The sequence below is a fragment of the Rhizobium rhododendri genome (genome assembly GCF_007000325.2).
In the GTDB taxonomy this organism is placed as follows: domain Bacteria; phylum Pseudomonadota; class Alphaproteobacteria; order Rhizobiales; family Rhizobiaceae; genus Rhizobium; species Rhizobium rhododendri.
In genome coordinates this window covers 351,227-371,040 of the sequence record NZ_CP117269.1, presented here as the reverse complement: position 1 = coordinate 371,040, position 19,814 = coordinate 351,227, and the positions used below count along the sequence as shown (strand labels likewise).

Sequence of the window (19,814 nt, the reverse complement as noted above, 5' to 3'; positions counted from 1 at the left end):
ATTATAGTTTCAAAAATTGCTTGACCGAAATGTGTTACCGGTTACATTTCAGAATGTAACCGGTAACATTCGGTTGGAGGAGGTTTCTGTGATTAAATTGTTTGCTCTTGCCGCAGCAACTCTTGTCGGCATCTCAACTGTGTCCTTTGCTCAGGACGGCGCATACAAAATCGGGATTTCGAACGCGTTCGTCGGCAGCGAATGGCGAACTCAGATGATTGAGGAAGCCAAGGCCGCCGCGGCGGCTTGGGCCCAAAAGGGCGTGAAGGTCGAGGTCGTTGTCCAGAGCGGCAATGTCGACGTGCAAGGACAGATTGGTCATGTTCGTAACTTCATGAACCAGGGCGTCAATGCGATCATCATCGATCCCGGCAGCCCAACTGCATTCAATCCTATCTTCGCGCAGGCCAAGGCGCGCAATATTCTGGTGGTCGCCACCGATGCGGAGGCCTCCTCTAAGGATGCGATCTATGTTGGCATCGACCAGAAGGACTGGGCTCGCAAGTCGGCCCAATGGCTCGCAGACGCGCTGAAGGGTAAGGGCAATGTCGTTGCCATTAACGGCATAGCCGGCAATCCTGCCAACGAAAGCAGGGTCGCAGGCTACAAGGAAATCTTTGCCAAATACCCGGACATCAAGCTCCTGAATCAGGCGAATGCCAACTGGGACCAGGCGCAGGGCCAACAGGCAATGCAGAATTTGCTTGCAACCTATCCAGACATCAATGGCGTCTGGGTGCAGGACGGCATGGCGGATGGCGCATGGCGTGCTATCGAGGGTGCCGGCAAGGCGGCATCCATCGCGGCGACCGGTGAGGTCCGCAAGGACTTCATGGAGCGCTGGGCCGACAAGAAATACAATTCCGGTGCGTCCGCCAACCCGCCCGGCGTGATGGCCAGTGCACTGAATGTGGCTGTCCTAAAGCTGCAAGGCAAGGAATTCAAGGATGGCGTTTTCGGTGGCACTTATGGCAATGCGATCTACATCCCGATCCCGTTTGTCGATGCGGCCAACCTGGGCGACAATATCAAGAGCGCGGACGGCAAGCCGGGCTATTGGTCGGTGACCGCAGAGGTCACGCCAGACCAAGCTGCGCAGTTCTTCAAGTAATGCGCCAGGGGCCGGCGAACCGACGCCGGCCCTGTTTCTCCGACGGGCCGCCTAGGCGCCCGCGACGATTGCACGACATGGGAGCGAGTGGAATGACGAACGCTTTGAAAGCGGACGGCATACAGAAGAATTTTGGCGCCGTACGGGCGCTCACCGATGGCCGACTGACGGTCGGTGAGGGCGAGATCCATGCGCTTCTTGGCGCCAACGGCTGCGGTAAGAGCACGCTTTGCAAGATCATAGCGGGTGCCGTCGCGCCGAGCGGCGGCTCGCTTGAGTTTGGCGGTGCGTCCGTCAGTTTCAGAAATCCGCGGGACGCGGAAAAAGCCGGCATCGCGCTGTTCTACCAGGAGCTCAGTCTGGTGCCGCAGCTTTCGGTTACCGACAACATCTTTCTCGGTCGCGAGATAAAGGCCGGCCCCTTCGTCGATGGCAAGGAAATGCAGCGCCTTGCCGATGCGCTCATCGCGCTTTTCGATGGTGTTGTGGGCGAGGGCCTGACCCCGGCCGCCATTGTAGGAAACCTGCCGCCAGACCAGCGCCAGATCGTCGAGATCCTCAAGGTGTTTGCCCAAGACGCACGCCTGATGATCATGGACGAGGCGACGGCAGCGCTAGATGGCCGGCAGTCGCAGCGTCTCTTCGACATTCTCCAGGAAAAGAAGGCGGAGGGCGTTTCGACGATCATGATCTCGCACCGGCTCGACGAGGTGTTTGCCGTCTGCGATCAGGTCACAGTCATGCGCAATGGCGCAACAACCGCTGAACGGGCAATTGCCGAAACCAGCCGCGAAGCAGTGGTTCGCGACATGGTCGGCGACGTGCGTGTGGCCGAGGCACGGCCTGCGCGCCCTGCCACATCCTCCGCCAGTGTTTCCGTTGCCGCGGTCTCCAATGCAACCGTGAGGAACGTCAGCTTCGACGCCTATCCCGGTGAAATATGCGGCCTTGCCGGCCTGCAGGGGCAGGGACAGTCGTCCCTGCTGCGCGGGTTGTTTGGCGCGGCGCCGTTCACGGATGGCACCACGTCGTTTGACGGCCAGACAATCAGGATCGCCAAGCCCGCCGATGCGGTTCGCCAGGGCATCGCTTATGTCTCGGGCGATCGCGGTCGCGACGGCGCCTTCCCTGGCCGTTCCATCTTCGAGAACATCGTCGCCGCCCTGATGGTCCGGGAGAAGATCTCGGTAATCCGGCCGTCGGGGCTTAAAAAGAGGGTCGGCAAGGTCGCCGAGGACCTGAAGACTAAGTTTTCCGACATGGATGCGCCGATCGGCACCCTGTCGGGTGGCAACCAGCAGAAGATCTTCATCGCCCGCTGGTTGGCGACCTCGCCCAAGCTGCTTCTCCTCGACGACCCGACCAAGGGCATCGACCTTGGCGCGAAGGCTGATCTTTTTGCGCTGATGCGCCAGCAGGCTGATGCGGGTGCGACGATCCTTTTCTATTCCTCAGAAGATTCCGAAATCATCGAGTTCGCCGACCGGGTTCTCGTCTTCAACGGCGGACGGGTTTCGGCAGAACTTTCCGGCAACGACATCAATCCCGTTAACATGACGCGCGCCGCCTATGGAGACGCCGTATGAGCATTCTATCGACACTGCGCAAGGAACCGTGGACCATCACCCTGGTCGTCCTGATCCTCCTTGCCGCGATCAATACCTTCCTGCAGCCCTCCTTCATCGAGGCGGGCGTCCTGCAGTCGAACCTGACCACTTTTCTGCCGCTCATCCTGGTTGCCATCGGCCAGACATACGTCATTCTCGGCGGCGACATCGACCTGTCGGTCGGCAGTATCGCTGCCCTGGTCAATGTGGTGACGGTATCGGTTATCGCGGCTATCGGCGGCGATGATGCCGGCATCGGCGCGATCTGGATCGGCTTGGGCGTGGGCATCCTGGTGGGGCTGGCATGTGGCATCATAAACGGCATCTTCATCGCTGTGTTGCGCCTTCAGGCGATCGTCACGACTTTTGCCTCAGGCATCGTTTTCGCCGGCCTGGCAATCTGGGTTATGCCCCAGGCCGGTCTTTCGGTTCCGCAGGCCTATTGGGAAACCTATGCCGGCTCGATGCTAGAACTGCCGATCGTGCTGTGGATCCTGATCGCCGCCTTTGCCTTTGCGCTGACATTGTCGCGGATGCCGTTTCACACGCATCTTTTAGCCGCCGGCGGCAACCGGGCCGGTGCTTTCCAGACCGGTTTGCGACTAAATGCCATTCGCATCGGAGCGTATGCGATTTCCGGCTGCTTTTCGGCATTTGCGGCGCTGTGCCTGACCGGCGAGACGGCCTCGGGCGATCCGCTGCTCGGCGCCACACTGGCGCTGTCGTCGGTCTCCGCCGTCGTGCTCGGCGGAACTGCGTTGGCAGGAGGCTTTGGAAGTTCGCTCGGCTCTATTGCCGGCGCATTGGTCCTGGGGCTGATCGGCAATGTCATCTTCTTTGCCGGCATGCCGTTCGAATATCAGACCCTGGTGCAGGGACTGATCGTGCTCGCAGCTCTTGCGGGCGGTGTTTTTGTGACGAGGCGCTGAGATGACCATTGCTACTTCGCGGGTTTACACCTGGCTGCGTGATCCGCTGGCCATCGCCATTGCCGCCTCGATCGCCTTGCTCATCATCGGCGAACTACTGTCGCCGGGTTTTGCCCGCGGCGACCAGATCATTCGGCTACTGACCGTTGCCGCCATCCTCGGCATAGTCGCGGCCGGGCAGAACATCGTCATCCTCGGCGGTCGCGAGGGCATCGACCTCTCTGTCGGAGCGATGATTTCCTTCGGAGCCGTTTTGGCCGGCAATATGATGAACGGCCAAAATAGCGGCATTCTGCTCGCCGTCGTGGTCGGCGCCGCCGTGCCGGCGCTGATCGGCATCGTCAATGGTATCGGCATCACTTTCGTGCGCATTCCGCCGCTGGTTATGACGCTCGGCATGACGGCGGTGATCCAGGGTGGTCTCGTGGTTTATTCGCAAGGCGTTCCGTCGGGCGCGGCTGCGCCAATGCTGGCGCAGTTCATCAATCAGCCGCTCGTGTTCGGCATCCCCGGAATTCTGTTTGTCTGGGTGCTAATCGCCGCGTTGATGCTTTTCGTCTTGCGTCGGACCGCCTTTGGCTTTGCGGTCTACGCGATCGGCTCCAACGAACGTGCCGCCAGCCTCGTTGGTCTACCGGTGCCGCTGATCCGCACAATGCTTTACGGCCTGTCCGGGCTGTTCGCCGGGCTGACCGGCGTCTGCGTCATCGGTTATACCGGCACATCGTTCATTTCCGTCGGTGACCAGTATGTTCTGCCATCGGTCATCGCAGTGGTGATCGGCGGCACGTCGCTGGCCGGCGGCGCCGGCGGGTATCTCGGCACCATGGCGGGTGCGGTGGCGCTCACCATACTGCAAAGCGTGCTCATCACCCTCAATCTTGATGTCTGGTCAAGGCAGGTGATCTTTGGCGCGACGCTTCTCGCACTCATGCTACTCTACGGTCGACAGAAACAATTGCGGATCTAGAGATGAGCAACGAACAGGCCAGCAATATCAGGCAGGTGGCGGCATTGGCCGGGGTGTCGACGGCGACCGTGACCCGGAGCCTGCAATATCCTGACCGGGTGCGGCCCGAGACGCGGGAAAAGGTGCTGGCCGCGATCAAGCAGGCGAATTTCGTACCGAATGCGCAGGCACGAAGCTTTCGTCTCCAGTCAAACCGCACCGTGATTCTACTGGTTCGCGATATCGGTAATCCATTTTATTTGGATATCTACAAGGGCGTGGAGGAGGTCGCGAGCGAGGCGGGTTATAAGGTGCTGATGGGTGATGCGCGCAACGACGCTGGCCGCGTTGGTGCGCATATCGACATGGTCCGGCAGAAACACGCCGATGGGCTCATCCTGATGACCGGGCAGTTCCCCACTGAAATTCTTGCCCAACCAGGTCTGCTCCCTCCGATAGTCATTGCGTCCGAAGCGGTTCCCGGGATCGATCTACCTACCGTGAAAGTCGATAACGTTGCAGCTTCGCGCGAGGCTGTCCGACATCTGATCTCCTCAGGCCATCGCGAGATTGTCCATGTCGCTGGGCTGTTGCCTGAATCGATTGCCAGTGAACGCCTCGAAGGCTACCGACAGGCCCTGACAGAAGCGGGAATTGACTTGCGGGAGGATCTGGTAATCCCCGGGGATTACAGTATCGACGCCGGTCGGGCAGCAGTTCGGCGATTGATTGAAGCTGGAATCCGGTTCTCTGCGATTTTTGCATCCAGCGATGAGATGGCGATCGGCGCCATCAGCGAGTTGCGTATCCACGGTCGGGTCGTGCCGAAGGATGTGTCTGTCATCGGCTTCGACGACATGATTTTTGCCAATGCCTACGAGCCCCCTCTGACCACCGTTCGGCAGCCGCGCCGGGAAATGGGGCGTCAGGCGATGGCGTTGATGATCGACCGCCTGTCGGGCAATTCCACGCCCAAAATCATAGAACTGGAAACAGAACTTGTTATCCGCTGCTCGGTTGCGCCGCACGATTGAGTAATGAAGCCAGACCCGAAAGGTACAAGATGAAAACGATCAAAGGCCCTGCGATTTTTCTGGCGCAGTTTTTTGGCGAAACACCACCGTTTGACACGCTCGACAACCTCGCCGCATGGGCGGCATCGCTTGGCTATAAGGGCATCCAGATTCCGACCGATCCGCGCCTGTTCGATCTCGACATTGCCGGACAGTCGAGGAATTATTGCGACGATGTCCGCGGACGCCTTGCCGAGCACTCTATCGAGATTACCGAGCTTTCGACACATATCCAGGGCCAGCTTGTAGCCGTGCATCCGGCCTACGACACCCTGTTCGATGGCTTCGCGCCTCAGCATCTGCGTGGCAAGAGGGATGAGCGCCAGCAATGGGCGGTCGGCCAGCTAAAAGCCGCAGCCAAGGCGTCGGAATATCTTGGCTTGAAAAGCCACGCGACATTTTCCGGGGCGCTTGCCTGGCCCTATATCTATCCATGGCCGCAACGTCCGTCAGGGCTAGTGGAAGAGGCCTTTGCGGAGCTTGCAAAGCGCTGGACGCCGATTCTTGACGCTTTCGGCGCCAGCGGTGTCGACGTCTGTTACGAATTGCATCCGGGGGAGGACCTGCATGACGGGATCACCTTCGAGCGGTTTTTGGAGGCAACGGGATCGCATGCCCGTGCGGCCATTCTCTACGATCCGTCGCATTTCGTTTTGCAAGCGATGGACTACCTTGACTTCATTGACATCTACCATGAACGGATCCGCGCCTTTCACGTCAAGGATGCCGAATTCAATCCGACTGGTCGGTCTGGCGTCTATGGCGGGTATCAGGGCTGGGTCGAGCGACCGGGGCGGTTCCGCTCGCTCGGTGACGGCCAGGTGGATTTCCGGGCCGTGTTTTCCAAGCTGACCCAATATGATTTCGACGGCTGGGCCGTGCTCGAATGGGAATGCGCGCTCAAGCATCCCGAGGACGGAGCGCGCGAAGGCGCCGGTTTCATCCTCGATCACATCATCCGGGTGACGGAACATGCCTTCGACGACTTTGCTAAAACTGGAGTCGATAGCGCCGCCAACCGCCTTGTCCTCGGCCTTTAGGAGTTGCAGACCGTGAGCACATCAAATCCACATCGTATCCGGCTCGGCATGATCGGCGGCGGCCAGGGGGCATTCATCGGTGGCGTCCACCGGATTGCCGCCCGGCTGGACAATCGTTATGAGCTGGTGGCCGGGGCCCTGTCCTCGAATGCCGAAAAGGCCCTAGCCTCGGGCCGCGAACTCGGGCTGGCGGACGATCGATGCTACGCCTCTTTCGAAGAGATGGCCGAGCGCGAACGCGCCCGTGACGACGGCATAGAGGTCGTGGCGATCGTCACGCCCAACCATATGCATTTCGGTCCTGCCCGCACCTTCCTCAATGCCGGTTTCCATGTGATATGCGACAAGCCGGTGACGACCACGCTGGACGAGGCCCGTGAGTTATCCGGGATCATCGAAAAGAGCGGCCAGGTTTTCGTGCTGACGCACAACTACACGGGCTACCCGATGATCCGACAGATGCGCGAGATGGTCGCCACCGGCGCGATCGGCAAACTGCGACACGTGCAGGTCGAGTATGTCCAGGACTGGTTGACCGAAGCAGCCGAAAGCACGGGAGCTAAAGGTTCCGAATGGCGGACTGACCCGCTGCGTTCCGGTGCTGGCGGATCGATCGGCGATATCGGCACGCATGCCTTCAATCTGGCCGCCTTCGTCACTGGCGAAACGCCCGACCGTTTGCTTGCGGACCTAACGTCCTTCGTTCCCGGTCGAAAGCTCGACGACAGCGCCAACATTTTGATGCGATATGCCAGCGGTGCCAAAGGCATTCTGTGGGCGAGCCAGGTTGCGGTCGGCAATGAGAATACCGTGACCTTGCGCGTTTATGGTGACGAGGCGGGACTGGAATGGAGCCACGCGACGCTCAACCAGATGAGCTACACGCCCTATGGCAAAGCCACGCGGACGATCACCCGCAACGGTGCCGGTGGCGGGGCGGCGGCGGCCCGCGTCAGCCGCGTGCCGGCCGGGCACCCGGAAGGATATCTGGAGGGCTTTGCAACAATCTACCGGGAGGCAGCGGACGCGATAATTGCAGCTCGCACCGGTGAAAAGCCAGCTTCGGACGTGATCTACCCGGGCATCCGCGAAGGCATTGCCGGGCTCGCTTTCATCGACGCCGCCGTGAAGTCCAATGCGGCATCATCCTGGGAGAACTTGAAACTGTAACTGCAAAATTGCCCGGGAGTTGAAAATTCCGGCAATCGAGGCTTTTCCCACCGGCGCCGCAATGGGGTGGTGCCGGAACGCTGGAGCCTGGCCAAAGAGGAGTGAGACGATGACGATTTCAAGAAGGTCGATGCCTGCGGCGGTGGCACTTCTGGCCCTGTCATTTGCCGGAATGCAGACGGCGTCCGCACAGGACGCGGCGAAACCTCTGCCAGTCGCGGCGCAGATGTATACGTTGCGCGACGCCGGAAGCGTCGACGAGCAGTTCGCAATCTTGAACCGCGCGGGCGTGTCGAATGTTGAAACGGTCGACATGCAGAAGCTGAGCAGTGATGAACTCAAGGCCCTCCTTGACAAGCACAAGATCAAGGTCATCTCCTCGCACGTTCCGATCGTGCGGATGAGAAGCGAGCTCGACAAGGTGATTGCCGAGCAGATGGCTGTTGGCAACACGGTTATCACCATGCCGTATCTGATGCCGGACCAGCGACCAACCGATGCCAAGGGTTGGCAAGCTCTCGGCAAGGAGCTCGGCGGATACGCTGACAAGATCGCGGCCCAAGGCATGAGCATGGCTTATCATAACCATGATTTCGAGCTCGCCGAATTCGCCTAGACGATGAAAGAGCAAACGAAAGCATCAACGCGATCCAGTGCTGGATCGAAGATAAGCCTTTACACGACCTGGAACGGAAATGGGCCATCGCGGAAGTTGAAAGGTTGTCTAAAATGTGAGTTGCACACTGCTCGGATCGATAGACCTGATATCGGCTTGGATGCCGGGAACATGAGATACCAAGACGAAGCGACCGGGCCGGAACCATAGCCCGTCCTCGTCGAGCGGTTTAAGCGGCCGGCGTTCCGAGCGATGCGCTCTTTGAACCATAATGTTAATGTCGATTTCGGTTGATGCCGCAACCATAGCCAGGCGAGCTCGACCATGGTGGCTCGCAAACGCGGATTTCCCGCCTTAGACACGCCCTGTTCGCGATTGACGTTATCGCTTTGCCAGGGGGAGGGGGCAAGACCTGCGTAAGATGCAATTTGGCGTCGATTGTCGAAGTGTCTGAACAGGCCCTCCGTGTGAGTATCGTAGCGAATTCCGGCCCTATTCCTTTGATGCCTAAAAGCGCGGTCGCTTCTTTCGGCGTTTCCGGCGTCTCCTGAACGATCAAGGCATCTCGCTCGGCCTCAACAGCCTTGATTTGTGTGAGCAACAATTCGAGGCGATCGAGTTCTCTGCATATTTCTGCTATCAAATGTTTTGAGAGCGGTCGACCATCGCCAGTCCGAAGTTCTTCCAGACGTTGGCGGCGATCTCGATTGACAGGTTGGTAATCCCGAATTCCTTGCGTGAAGAGCAGGCCCTTTATGCGATTGACGTGGAAGACACGTTCCGTAATCAGAGTTTTCCGCTCCCGTCCAATTCGTCGATTGTCGTCTTCCTCGGGTGTAAGAAGTTTGACCATCGAGCACGCACGAGGCTCGCCACGTTTCCATGCCATCAAAGCGCGGATCAGCGTTTCGCCGTCGATACGGTCGGTCTTCGCCCGGCGATGCCGGCGCGGCATGGCAATTGATGCGGCTTCTACAATGTGGCTCTCAATCCAAGCTTCCTTGCTGAGCACTCGTCCCAGCCAGAAGCCATCCAGCCCGGCCTCCTGGATCACTACCAGTGGGTAAAGTATGTTCTTTCGCCGGGTGGCTTTCTGACGAAGCGCTGCAAAGCACGCGAACAAGCCGGCAATATCCCCTCCAGTAACGGAGTGGCGGGACATCTTCTCGCTGCCAGGTGACAGAGCTGTCACCAGCCACGTCGATTTACTTAATTCCAACGAGACGAATATTGCGCCAAGATCGACGGGGGTAGTGGTCTGCGCTTGAGTTTCGATCTGCTGTTATCGGCATGATTGGCCTCCAGAGAGTTTTCTAGCGACCTCACTCTGCCACGGTGCAGGCCGCTACTCACCCCTGATGGGATCTCAAGGCGAGCGAATAGTCGATACACCTCGGTACGCCTTCCTGTCCCATCCCGAGCGCCCTTCATACGATATGAATCGCGTAGGCAGGACCGGCCGTGCACTTCACTCCGTCCCGTGAGGCTCGATCCATCGGCCCACCCGTCCGCGCTTTTCGAGAAGCCAGATAGGGATTGGCCCAACCATCCCAGTTGACGATGCGGGCAACAAAGCGCAAAGTGGTGATACAGACCTGTCTCACCACCCGGGATATAGCTCATGCCGTCACAAGCCGCTACCAGTGACAAACGCCAGCGCATCATCGAAACCGCCTATGCCCTGTTCAAAAGCGGGGGGTTTCACACCACGGGAATAGACCGCATCATCGCGGACGCCGACGTGGCCAAGATGACAATGTACCGACATTTTCCAAGCAAGGACGGCCTGATCGTCGAAGTCCTGCGCTACAGGACGGACCGATTCAACAGGCAACTTGACGATCTCGCCGAGAAGGTCGTTACTCCGTGCGAAAAGATCGCCACTGTCTTCGACTGGTATGAGCGCTGGTTTCGCAGCCCGGAATTTCACGGTTGCCTGTTTGCCCATGCGCTGGCGGAATTCGGCAATGCCGGCCATCCCGTGTTTCAGGCGGTGGCGGGGCACAAGGACGGACTGAGGCAGCGTCTGCAGGATATTCTCGAAGCGGAGATGCCGGCGGACCGGGCGGAGAGTGCAGCGACTGCACTGTTCATGCTGCTGGAGGGTGCCACGCTGCTTGCGCAGATGGGGCAGGGCGACGCCGCTATGCGCGGCGTCCGTCTCGCTGCATCAAACATCCTCGGCGTGCCTGGCGAACGGCGATGACAGCGACCGTTATTGCGCTCGCGCTCTTCGCCGCAGTCCTGCACGCGACATGGAACGCTTTCCTGCGCTCGGGTGCCGATCGCCTATGGACCGTGACGGTCATGAGCCTTTCGATGGCCGCAGTCGCTGTGCCCCTTGCCTTCGTGTTTCCCCTTCCGTTACCGGCAGCGTGGCCCTATCTCGTCTGCTCCTCCTGCCTCCAGGTTGGCTACAGCGTCTTCCTCGTTTCGGCCTATCGGCATGGCGAACTTGGCCAGGTCTACCCCGTCGTGCGCGGCAGCGTGCCGCTGCTGGTGACGCTGGGCGGACTGGCCTTTGCCGGCGAACGTCTCAGTGAAAACGGCACGATCGGCGTTGCTCTTGTCGCCATCGGCATCATGAGCCTGTCGCTTGGCCGATCCCGCGCCTCTACCGCCTCGATCCTGTTTGCGCTGCTCACCGGTCTTTTCATCGCCAGCTATGCCACCGTCGATGCGATTGGCGTGCATATCTCCGGCAATGCCCGCAGTTATGCCATCTGGATTTTCCTGATCTACGGCATCCTGATGACTGCAACCTTCATGCTGATGCGCGGGCGGTTGAGGGTGGATATCCGCTCGCCCGAGACCTGGACGGCGATCGGCGGTGGGATGGTCTCGCTTGTCGCCTACGGCGCGGTGATCGCCGCCTTCGCTCTTGGCCCCGCCGGTCCGATCACGGCGCTCAGGGAAACCAGCGTGGTGTTCGCCGTTCTGATCGGGCGCGTGTTTCTCGGCGAGGCGCTGACGTTCAAACGGTTAGTTGCCTGCGCCATCGTCGCCGGCGGTGCCATCTGCCTCGGCGCCTCATGACGGAAGGGGCAATACGTGACCAAGTCCATGCTGATCGGCATTGCGGCAGCTCTCCTGGCCGCCCTGGCGTGGTCGATGAATTTCGTCGTCCCCTATGTAATCGGGGACTACTCTGTCTTTGATTTCGCCGTCTTCCGGTTCGTCATCTCAGGTGCCATCGGGTTCGGTTTTCTCGCCTTTAAGTGGGATCTTGTTCGCCTGTTGACAATGCGCGACTGGCTAACTGCTTTCTGGCTCGGATTCATCGGTTATGTCGGCTATTTCCTCACGGTGGTGGGCGCCGCCATCTTTGCTGGTCCCGTCGTGGCGCCGGCATGTCTGGGGCTGGTTCCCGTCGTTTTGGCCATCGCCGGCAATTTGCGTCAGCCGGTTGTGCAATGGCGTGGATTGGTTCTGCCGCTCGCCCTGACTGCAATCGGTCTTACCCTTGTCAATATCAGCGTTTTCGAGCCTGCTGGACTTCAGACCTCGTCGTCACTTCTGGTCGGCATCCCGCTAGCCATTGCCGCCGTCATCCTGTGGACCTGGTTCGGGCTTGCAAACCAGACCGCATTGGCAGAGCGTCCGGGCATGCACGGCGCCGTTTGGACCGCGTTGATCATGGCCGGCGGCGGATTGGAAATGTTGGCGTTCATTCCAGTCGGACAGATGATCGGCGTGTTCGAAATCCCGCGTCTGGGCCTATCTTGGAATGCGGCGGCCCCTTTGTATCTATGGGGTGTGTCGCTGGCTATTTTTGCATCGGTTGGCGGCGCTCTCGCCTGGACGCTTGCAGCGAAACGATTGCCTATGACGCTTTGCGCGCAACTGATCGTTTCAGAAACCGTTTTCGGAACGGTGTTCGGGCTAGCGGCGCATGGACGGCTTCCAACTTTGACGGAAGCTGGGGGCATCGCGCTATTGACGGGAGGGGTGGTTGCCGCGATCGGAGCGTTTAACAGGCTGCGGAAAAAGGCGCTTGCTGCGAGCCTACTGCCGTGATTCCATTGCTGAGTGATTGGTCGGCGGGAGCATGACATGCGCGGCAGTGATAACCAGACGGCGGGACTGTTTTCTTATGTGAGCTGCGAAGCCCGCGTTCCGACAAACCATCCGCTGCGGCCGATCCGTGCCATTGTAGATGAAGCGCTGGAAGTTCTGTCGCCAGATTTTGAGGCGATGTATTCAGCGATCGGCCGCCCTTCGATCCCGCCGGAGAAGCTGCTGCGTGCACTGTTGTTGCAGGCCTTCTACACGATCCGCTCGGAGCGTCAGCTCATGGAGCAGATGGATTACAATCTGCTGTTTCGATGGTTCGTCGGCTTGTCGATGGACGCGCCGATCTGGGACGTCACGGTGTTTACCAAGAACCGTGAGCGGCTTCTGGCGGGCGACATCGCCGCCAAGTTTCTGGCCGCATTGCTGGGCCAGCCGCGGGTGAAGGCGCTGCTGTCGGACGAGCACTTCTCGGTAGACGGCACCTTGATCGAAGCCTGGGCGAGCATGAAGAGCTTCAAGCCTAAGGACGACATAGATGGTGGCGACACCGACGACAGCGGCTCTGGCGCTGAAGGCAAACAGCCGCCAAAGGCTGTGGGACGCAACTCCGAGTTGCTTGATGTGGTCGACAAGCCAATCGAGTTCTTCCTTGGTGATTTCGTAGTGAGCCGAATAACGGGCATCCACATAGGCACGATCAAGCCTTGTGAATGATCGCGTCGCAAACTTTGTGTCACGTGCCCACGCCTCAATTAAGCGTTGATCGACGCGCTCGGCATGGGTTCTGAGCATGTTAAGGCGGTGCGATTTCGGGCTGTAAAGCGTCAGTACGAGAAGCGCGCAGTGATAAAAGCGTTCGGTCGCCTGATGCAAATTGAACGCGGCAAGCTTGAAATTTTTCCGGCTGAGACAAAACTCCGCTATTGCGATAAATTCTACTGCATCCGGAAACCACTGATCGAAATGCCGCTGCGCCTCTTGCCGCTCAGCTTCTGGCGCCAGTGACTTGGGCTCGGTTAGCGGATGCCCCGGGGCTTCGTATAGCATGATGCCATCACGGGCGATGTCGACAAAGAAGGGCAGGCCGCGGGCAAGTTTATCATTCACGTCCGGCAAGCTATGAACGATGACTTTAGCCGGCGTCTGGAGGCGCTGTGTGACGGTAAATTCCTGTGTGAGGTGTTCGTCTATCTTAAGCCAGACTTCGTTTTCCTCAGCAAATCTGTTGGTGTTGACGATGGCCAGAAGGTCGTAGTCGGAGCGATAACCACTGTCGTGGTCTTCGACCCAGTCACCACGAGCGTAGGAGCCAAACAGGATCAACTTCAGGATCCGTCCAGCCCGAGCTTTTTCGGAAAGCTTGGTCTTCTGGGCGTCCTCGAACTCCTCAAATATGATCTTCACGACCTGAGACAGCTCGCGGCGTTTTCTGTCGGGGAGATGATCAAGTTGCTCGGGGAAGATCAAAAAAATGGCCTCATGAAATTTTCTTTGGACGTCGCACTTATGACAGATCGATTCTGGGACGCCGCCGGAAAAAACGCAAGCGTAAGGATCAGCCTTCTGGAAGGCGACCATTCGCCCGTCGCGGTGATGAGCCGTGGGGACAATTAGGGTCGCGCCATCGCGTTTTACCGATGTTCAGGAACTCGGCACAAGCCTTGACACGAATCCCGCATCTGAAGTGTTTTAGTAGAATTCAACTTGAGAAGCGAATTCAAGGGCAGCCTGTTTTCACAGGATCGGCTTGTGGCCGAGGCTCTGAACGTTTGTCCGAACCGTATTATCCGGAAGCGAGAGAGAACGCGCGTGATGGAGGATCGGATTTAAGCATGATGAAATATCCAGATAGGTCCGTTGCAATTTATACCAGTTCAGATATAAAATGAATATGAACCAAAACGAACGCCCGCTTGAATGGATAGGCAGTAGCCGAAAAGACCTGCTAAAACTTCCAGCAGATGTGCGCAAGTAGTTCGGTTATGCCTTGCATTTTGCCCCAGCACGACGGCCAGCACCATGCGGCCAGGGTACTGAAGGGCTTCGGTGGAGCCGGTGTCCTGGAAGTGGTTTAGAACGATGAAGGCGGTACCTACCGCGCTGTTTACACGGTTAGGTTTGAAGAGGCTGTCTTCGTCCTTCATTGCTTCCAGAAAAAGAGCAAAGCGGGATCGCTACACCGAAAGAGGATATGGATATCATCCGAGCCCGGCTCAAGGTTGCGGAAATTCTTGCAAAGGAGATAAGCAATGGCACCTCGCATCATTAATGGCATTGAGGTCGAAAGCAGTTCTGGCAATGTATTTGCGAATCTGGGGCTTACCGATGCTGAGAAGCTGAAAATAAAATCCGGTCTTGTCATCGAGATTGCGAAAGCGGTGCGCCGACTTGATTTGACGCAAGAACAGGCGGGCCATCGCATGGGACTTCCGCAACCGAAAGTATCCTTGCTGCTTCGAGGCGATTTCGCAAACCTGTCGGAGCGCAAACTTATGGAATGTTTGAGCCGACTTGGCTATGACATCGAAATTACCGTGAAGCCGACTGCCGATCCAGTCGGCCATCTGACGCTCGCTGTTGCTTGAGACGCAAGCGGTCAAATGGAGCTGAAAACTGCGCGTTTGCTGCCGATGAGCAGGCGGGTGACAAACTGGTCAAGGGAATGTCACCGTTAGAAGCTTTTTGTCAGTGCATTTGCTGCAAGCTCCGGGCCTGGAGGCGAAAGGCTTCCCATCGCTGTAGATTGCGACTCCAACAGTTCCTTTGAGTCCGCTGCATTGAGACATGATCGTGGAAATTCCATAATTTACAGGAGTGTGGATTTGCCGACTGGAAAGGTAAAATGGTTCAACGTCGCAAAGGGCTTTGGTTTCATCATTCCCCATGAGGGTGGAGCCGACGTCTATCTTCCTCTTAAGAGCGTCGAGGCAGCAAAATTACCACGGCTCGAAACAGGCGTGACCCTGAACTACGCCTTAGCTGAGAGCAGGGGACGGAAATTTGCCGACAGTCTCAGCATCGTCTCATCGGTCGCTGTTGAAACATCGCCCGGCAAAGCGAAGGGCGAAGATGTACAAAAGTCGCTGGACACTGACGACGAATTTGAGCGCGAACGGGGTCTGCGACCAGTTTGAGTTGCTGGCGTGATGATTGTTGGGCGAGTGCGCCCGGACCGCCTCTCCTATTTGCCCGGTTCCGATAAAGGGTTTTCGAATTTCTTGCGAAGGCGTTCTAGCACTTCCTCTGCTGCGATTGTTTGTCGAGGATCGTCTAAAGGAGCGGCTAGGCAGCAGCCAATATTGAGGTCGGCAACCGAACCGTGAATGTTGTCCCTTTCGGGCTACTGGCGGTCGCCAACGTACCGCCAAGCTGTTTTACAAAGGCTTCAACGAACCGGGAGCCGAGACCGGAACCTTCAACCTTCAATGCAAGGCCTGATCCATTATCGCTGACCGTGAGCGTGACTTCACCATCTCTCCTGTGAAAACCGAGATTAATTTCGCCCTTACCTTTTGGGAAGGCATGCTTTATCGCATTTGTCGCGAGTTCATTTGCAATTAACCCAATGGCGACAGCGTGGTCAGGTAGAATGCTGAGGGGCTCTGCTGCCGATGTTACGGTAATGTCGGATGATTGTCCCAACAGGCTGGATTGGACACTTGCACTTATGCCCTCAAGGTAGGAAGGCATCGGCACCGGCCCAAGACTGCTCGATTGGGCGATTACATCGTAGAGCTGAGCGACCGCAGAAATTCGTGCCTGCATTGCCTGGTAACCTAGAACACAGGGTTCGCCTGCCCGCTTCAGTTCAAAGGCAACGAACGCGGAAATGATCTGAAGACTATTTTTGATCCGGTGCGCCAGCTCGGCTGCCAACATATCGCGGTGACGGTCAAGCAGGACCTCGTCCGTCGCGTCTTCGAACACGACCAGCAACCGTGTCATATGATTGCCTGGACGATATACCTTGCGGGCGTTCACTTTGAAGATACGGCGACCAATTCCGGGAAAATCGTCCTCGAGCAGGAAGCCGTCTATTGCTTCTTCGTGAGGAACCACACGCTCCAATGATTTGCGCAGGGCAAAGGTATCCCACTGTCCCTGACCGAGGGCTTCGAGCTTTCTCCCGACAACCTGGCTTGCCGTGGCGTTGAAGAGAGCGAGGAAAGAGCGGCTTGCTGTCACCACGGACATATCGGACTCGAGGATGACCAATGGATCCCGGATCGTGTCAACGATATTTTGGGCGATGCGCAAATTTCGCTCTGCCTCGATCTGACTGACCCGCGCCTCTGTCACGTCATCAATTGCCAGCAGTAGAAAATGAGAACTATCTCCCGAACAAACCACCTTTCGAGCATTCAAGAGCATCACCTTGCGTCCGAGGCCGGTAAATACGTGATCGACCTCGAACCCTTCGACGGAGTTTTCCGTGGGGAGAATGTCCTCAAGCAAACGCTTCAATGCATCGATATTCCATTGTCCATTTCCCAGATCGTAAAGCTTGCGACCAACCGTGTCCGGTTCGCTCACCTTAAACATCGCATAGAATGCGCGATTGGCTGAAATGACCGTGAGATCGCTGGTTAGGACCAGTAGGCCATCTCGTAGAGTGTCGACAATGTCTTGAGCGGAGATAGCGCCCATCGTGAAGTCCTGCATAATTTCTCTCGGCGTTGAAACGAAGCAACCATATGATGGCGGATTTTGGATACGCGCAAATGACACCTCACCTTTTTCATACTTGGTGGAGGACGCCGGCGCTTTCTTGTCGAATTCGGCTCACGAGCGCCAAGGTCTCTTTTAACGGAGGTATTCAGGCGATGAGGGTTTTCCAGCCGCGTCAGCGGCCGGAGTGAGTTCGTGACAAATGCTGGGCATTTGGGCTCGAAGGAATGCAGCAGCCGGAGGCAACCCGCGCCCCCAAAAGCGCTGTAGGGTTTGCCGGAGGCTCGTGGGAAACCTGATCAACGACGCGGATTGCAATTGCGTCACATGCCGATCTCCAGGCATATTCATTGCCAGAGACAATAGGGCGCCCATTGTAGGCGTCAGATCTTCGGAGGCATCCCCAGATACGACCTGAGCGCCCGTTCAGTGATCTCACCGGCCGTCGTCTTCCGTTTCAGCGCCTCCAGCTTTGTAGCGATGATCACCGTGCCGGAGAGACATATCTGAAACCGCTCCGGCTTGTCATCGACCGTGTTAGGATGGGCTTGGATCGTTTGCGGTGGCGGCTCAAAAGATTGCGGCTCGCCCACCGCCGCGTTGGACTTCGGTGGTCCATGCATTTCTCCATAGGAAGCCATTTTCCCGATGGAGTCGGCGATCAGGGAATCCAGATCCGACAGGTTCCGACGCGATTTCTGCAGTGGCGGAATTTCGCTCAAGGTCTCCTCCGTTTGCTCATTCAGCTTCGCCTATGGCCTTCGTAATGTCGGCGATGACGCTGACGATGTTGGCGCGTGCCTTGGCGACCTGATCGGCTTTGCCAGGGTCATTGCCGATCCGCGCAAGCGAACCGGCCTCTTTCGAAAACTGCTCGTAGACTTTTCGGGCGCGAACGAAGGTGGGAAGGGCTGGAAGCTTGTTGTCACGGATCATCTGGACAGCGTCCTGGAATGCTGTCGTCCTGGTGTCGATGCCTTCGACGCGATTGAGAAGGAGCTTGAGAGGCGCGCGTTTGAGGCTGGCTTTCGCCCATTCGAAAAGCTTTACGGTCTCGATCATTTCCATCACGTTGGCCTTGGCCGGCACGAGCGTGATGTCGCTTGCGACAATAGCGGCAATCAGGAGATCGTTGATCGAACCCTGGACGTCGATGAGGACGATGGATGCGGTCGCCGTCGTGAGGGCGAATTTCAGGTCATGCGGCGAGGATGCTGTGGTGACCCACAATGACGATGGAAGCGTGCCGACGCTGTTGCAGCGGTCTACCCATTGACGACAGGACTGCTGGGGATCGGCATCGATGACGAGAACACTGGCACCGTTCTCCGCGAGTTCGGAGGCAATCAGGAGGCACAGGGTCGATTTGCCGACGCCGCCCTTGGAATTTGCCAAAGCGATAATGGTCATTTTCAGGATCTTCATGTCGCGGTGAATTACTAGTTATATAGCAAATACAGATAGGCGATCGCTTTTGCAAGCCTGCTCGCTTGCACCACTGAACGCAGCCCCCGCGCCTAAGCCAGTGGAAGGCGTGGGAGCACGACCAGCAGTGCTGCAAGTTTGCGGAGCAGACGAGGGGTCTAAGTAGGGGCAGTTGTCTCCGTGACCCCGCTTCCGGTCGTTCAAGAGCTTTGACGAGATCCGCCACTTCCTTGAGTGGCGAAAGGGGTGATCGTCCTCGAACTGACGGGACTGACACAAGTGGCGTGCGGACCGGAAGTGAGAGAAGTGGCGTGAGGGAAACAGGTGGAGAAGGTGCCACAAGTGGAGCCACTGCTAGAAGTGTGCAAAGTGAGGCAAGTTGCATAGGCGCTTGTATATGAACGATAAAAGGGAATTATATGGTTGGCAGGATAGCAGTTTTCGGTGTACGAAAACCGGCATGTGCCCGATGGGCTGACGGGCTCGTCCGGCAGTCGCCAAGGGCGACCGGAGCGAGAAGGGATGAGCAAGACCTCGATTGCACATAGGCGGCCAAGCCGGAACAGATCGGTGCGCGTGAGATTGTCGGAAGCGGAATTTGCAGCGCTGACGAAGTTCGCGGAAGAGGCTGCACTCCCCACCAGCGAAGTGCTGCGGCGATTGGCGCGCGAAGCCGGAGGCTTTGGGCCAACCTTTGAGGGCGAGGTGGCGCAGCGGCTCAAGGCGACCGTGGTTCAGCTTCGGAAAGTGGGGGTTAACCTCAACCAGATTGCGCGGGCACTGAACAGTGGTCGCGTGCCCGGATATGAACATCTGCATGGCGGTGTGGAACGGCTTGCCAGGCTTGTCGTACAGCACGAGCGGGAGATTGACGCGTTGCGTGCAAGCAGCCGCGCGCGTGCGCGGCGCCTGGTGGGCAGTCATGTTTGATGTCGATGCTTTCCTGGGTGTCCTGGACGATATCGAGCGGCGGCGGAAGCGGCGTGCGTCCGCCACTTTCCAGGATCAGGATTTCGATGGCCTTGCTATCCGCAAAATCCGCCAGAAGCCCGGACCAAAGCGCAAGCGCCGCAGGGGCGATGGGACGCCCTATACGGGCAGCAGGCCGCGTACGGGGTTCATGCCCGTACCGATGGAGTTGGAGGATGAAGGACGCAAGCGCCGCGTTAGCGGGGGAGGCGGAGGGTTGGGCACCTTGGCGGCGGGACATGC

Annotated in this window: 18 protein-coding genes and 4 pseudogenes; 17 read left to right on the top strand and 5 right to left on the bottom strand. The window is 58.0% G+C overall.

The window, feature by feature from the left end; translation table 11 throughout:
- The first annotated feature begins 88 nt into the window (after window positions 1–88).
- The 8 genes from PR018_RS26730 to PR018_RS26695 all read left to right on the top strand — a co-directional run bounded on the left by PR018_RS26730 (window position 89) and on the right by PR018_RS26695 (window position 8,495).
- The gene (locus PR018_RS26730) at window positions 89–1,111 is read left to right on the top strand and encodes a substrate-binding domain-containing protein (RefSeq protein ID WP_142832041.1); all 1,023 of its coding nucleotides are present in this window, start codon (window positions 89–91) and stop codon (window positions 1,109–1,111) included.
- Between the two features lie 92 nt (window positions 1,112–1,203).
- Window positions 1,204–2,697 carry a sugar ABC transporter ATP-binding protein gene (locus tag PR018_RS26725; RefSeq protein ID WP_142832043.1) on the top strand — a complete coding sequence of 498 codons (1,494 nt, stop codon included), beginning with the start codon at window positions 1,204–1,206 and terminating at the stop codon, window positions 2,695–2,697.
- Entirely contained in the window at window positions 2,694–3,647 is a 954-nt protein-coding gene (locus PR018_RS26720; protein ID WP_142832045.1) for an ABC transporter permease, read from the top strand. Before PR018_RS26725 ends, PR018_RS26720 begins: the two co-directional genes overlap by 4 nt.
- Before the next feature lies 1 nt (window position 3,648).
- On the top strand, window positions 3,649–4,617 hold the full coding sequence (locus PR018_RS26715; protein WP_142832046.1) for an ABC transporter permease: 969 nt from the start codon (window positions 3,649–3,651) through the stop codon (window positions 4,615–4,617).
- 2 nt (window positions 4,618–4,619) lie between these two features.
- The gene (locus PR018_RS26710) at window positions 4,620–5,630 is read left to right on the top strand and encodes a LacI family DNA-binding transcriptional regulator (RefSeq protein ID WP_142832048.1); all 1,011 of its coding nucleotides are present in this window, start codon (window positions 4,620–4,622) and stop codon (window positions 5,628–5,630) included.
- A 29-nt stretch (window positions 5,631–5,659) separates the two neighbouring features.
- On the top strand, window positions 5,660–6,709 hold the full coding sequence (locus tag PR018_RS26705) for a sugar phosphate isomerase/epimerase family protein (RefSeq protein ID WP_142832049.1): 1,050 nt from the start codon (window positions 5,660–5,662) through the stop codon (window positions 6,707–6,709).
- 48 nt (window positions 6,710–6,757) lie between these two features.
- On the top strand, window positions 6,758–7,879 hold the full coding sequence (locus PR018_RS26700; protein ID WP_142832057.1) for a Gfo/Idh/MocA family protein: 1,122 nt from the start codon (window positions 6,758–6,760) through the stop codon (window positions 7,877–7,879).
- A 109-nt stretch (window positions 7,880–7,988) separates the two neighbouring features.
- Entirely contained in the window at window positions 7,989–8,495 is a 507-nt protein-coding gene (locus tag PR018_RS26695) for a sugar phosphate isomerase/epimerase family protein (RefSeq protein ID WP_244615540.1), read from the top strand.
- Window positions 8,496–8,716: 221 nt separating this feature from the next.
- On the opposite strand, the pseudogene PR018_RS26690 reads toward PR018_RS26695, so the two are convergent.
- Window positions 8,717–9,787: pseudogene (locus PR018_RS26690) on the bottom strand (IS110 family RNA-guided transposase); the annotation flags it as partial.
- Between the two features lie 329 nt (window positions 9,788–10,116).
- On the opposite strand from PR018_RS26690, the gene PR018_RS26685 reads away from it, so the two are divergent.
- From PR018_RS26685 to PR018_RS26670, 4 genes and pseudogenes are all read left to right on the top strand, one after another.
- Window positions 10,117–10,701: a TetR/AcrR family transcriptional regulator gene (locus PR018_RS26685; protein WP_279621498.1), complete on the top strand. Its 585-nt coding sequence runs from the start codon at window positions 10,117–10,119 to the stop codon at window positions 10,699–10,701.
- Complete coding sequence (locus tag PR018_RS26680; protein WP_142832609.1) at window positions 10,698–11,531, top strand: DMT family transporter; 834 nt, start codon at window positions 10,698–10,700, stop codon at window positions 11,529–11,531. Before PR018_RS26685 ends, PR018_RS26680 begins: the two co-directional genes overlap by 4 nt.
- A 75-nt stretch (window positions 11,532–11,606) precedes the next feature.
- A complete protein-coding gene (locus PR018_RS26675; protein ID WP_279621497.1) occupies window positions 11,607–12,512 on the top strand; it encodes a DMT family transporter in 906 nt (301 codons plus the stop codon).
- A gap of 36 nt (window positions 12,513–12,548) precedes the next feature.
- Window positions 12,549–13,121, top strand: a pseudogene (locus tag PR018_RS26670) (transposase); the annotation flags it as partial.
- A 69-nt stretch (window positions 13,122–13,190) separates the two neighbouring features.
- Here the strand turns inward: PR018_RS26670 and PR018_RS28435 are convergent.
- Window positions 13,191–13,556: pseudogene (locus PR018_RS28435) on the bottom strand (HEPN domain-containing protein); the annotation flags it as partial.
- A 72-nt stretch (window positions 13,557–13,628) separates the two neighbouring features.
- On the opposite strand from PR018_RS28435, the gene PR018_RS28430 reads away from it, so the two are divergent.
- The 4 genes and pseudogenes from PR018_RS28430 (at window position 13,629) to PR018_RS26650 (ending at window position 15,643) form a co-directional block, all read left to right on the top strand.
- Entirely contained in the window at window positions 13,629–14,123 is a 495-nt protein-coding gene (locus PR018_RS28430; RefSeq protein ID WP_341799011.1) for a hypothetical protein, read from the top strand.
- Between the two features lie 277 nt (window positions 14,124–14,400).
- Window positions 14,401–14,778, top strand: a pseudogene (locus PR018_RS26660) (type II toxin-antitoxin system RelE/ParE family toxin).
- A complete protein-coding gene (locus tag PR018_RS26655) occupies window positions 14,759–15,094 on the top strand; it encodes a helix-turn-helix domain-containing protein (protein ID WP_142832263.1) in 336 nt (111 codons plus the stop codon). The pseudogene PR018_RS26660 and the gene PR018_RS26655 overlap by 20 nt, the downstream one beginning before the upstream one ends.
- Window positions 15,095–15,331: 237 nt before the next feature.
- Window positions 15,332–15,643 (top strand): cold shock domain-containing protein, encoded by a 312-nt coding sequence (locus PR018_RS26650; protein WP_142832264.1) that lies wholly within the window; start codon window positions 15,332–15,334, stop codon window positions 15,641–15,643.
- A gap of 148 nt (window positions 15,644–15,791) precedes the next feature.
- Here PR018_RS26650 and PR018_RS26645 read toward each other — a convergent pair whose 3' ends face one another.
- The 3 genes from PR018_RS26645 to PR018_RS26635 all read right to left on the bottom strand — a co-directional run bounded on the left by PR018_RS26645 (window position 15,792) and on the right by PR018_RS26635 (window position 18,587).
- Window positions 15,792–17,171, bottom strand: coding sequence for a sensor histidine kinase (locus tag PR018_RS26645; RefSeq protein ID WP_244615559.1), 1,380 nt, complete (start codon window positions 17,169–17,171; stop codon window positions 15,792–15,794).
- 389 nt (window positions 17,172–17,560) lie between these two features.
- Window positions 17,561–17,899, bottom strand: a complete 339-nt coding sequence (locus tag PR018_RS26640; RefSeq protein ID WP_244615560.1) for a hypothetical protein — start codon at window positions 17,897–17,899, stop codon at window positions 17,561–17,563.
- A gap of 16 nt (window positions 17,900–17,915) precedes the next feature.
- Entirely contained in the window at window positions 17,916–18,587 is a 672-nt protein-coding gene (locus PR018_RS26635; protein WP_142832266.1) for a ParA family protein, read from the bottom strand.
- A 537-nt stretch (window positions 18,588–19,124) separates the two neighbouring features.
- Here PR018_RS26635 and PR018_RS26630 point away from each other — a divergent pair.
- Window positions 19,125–19,532, top strand: coding sequence for a plasmid mobilization protein (locus tag PR018_RS26630; protein ID WP_142832267.1), 408 nt, complete (start codon window positions 19,125–19,127; stop codon window positions 19,530–19,532).
- The last annotated feature ends 282 nt before the right edge of the window (window positions 19,533–19,814 follow it).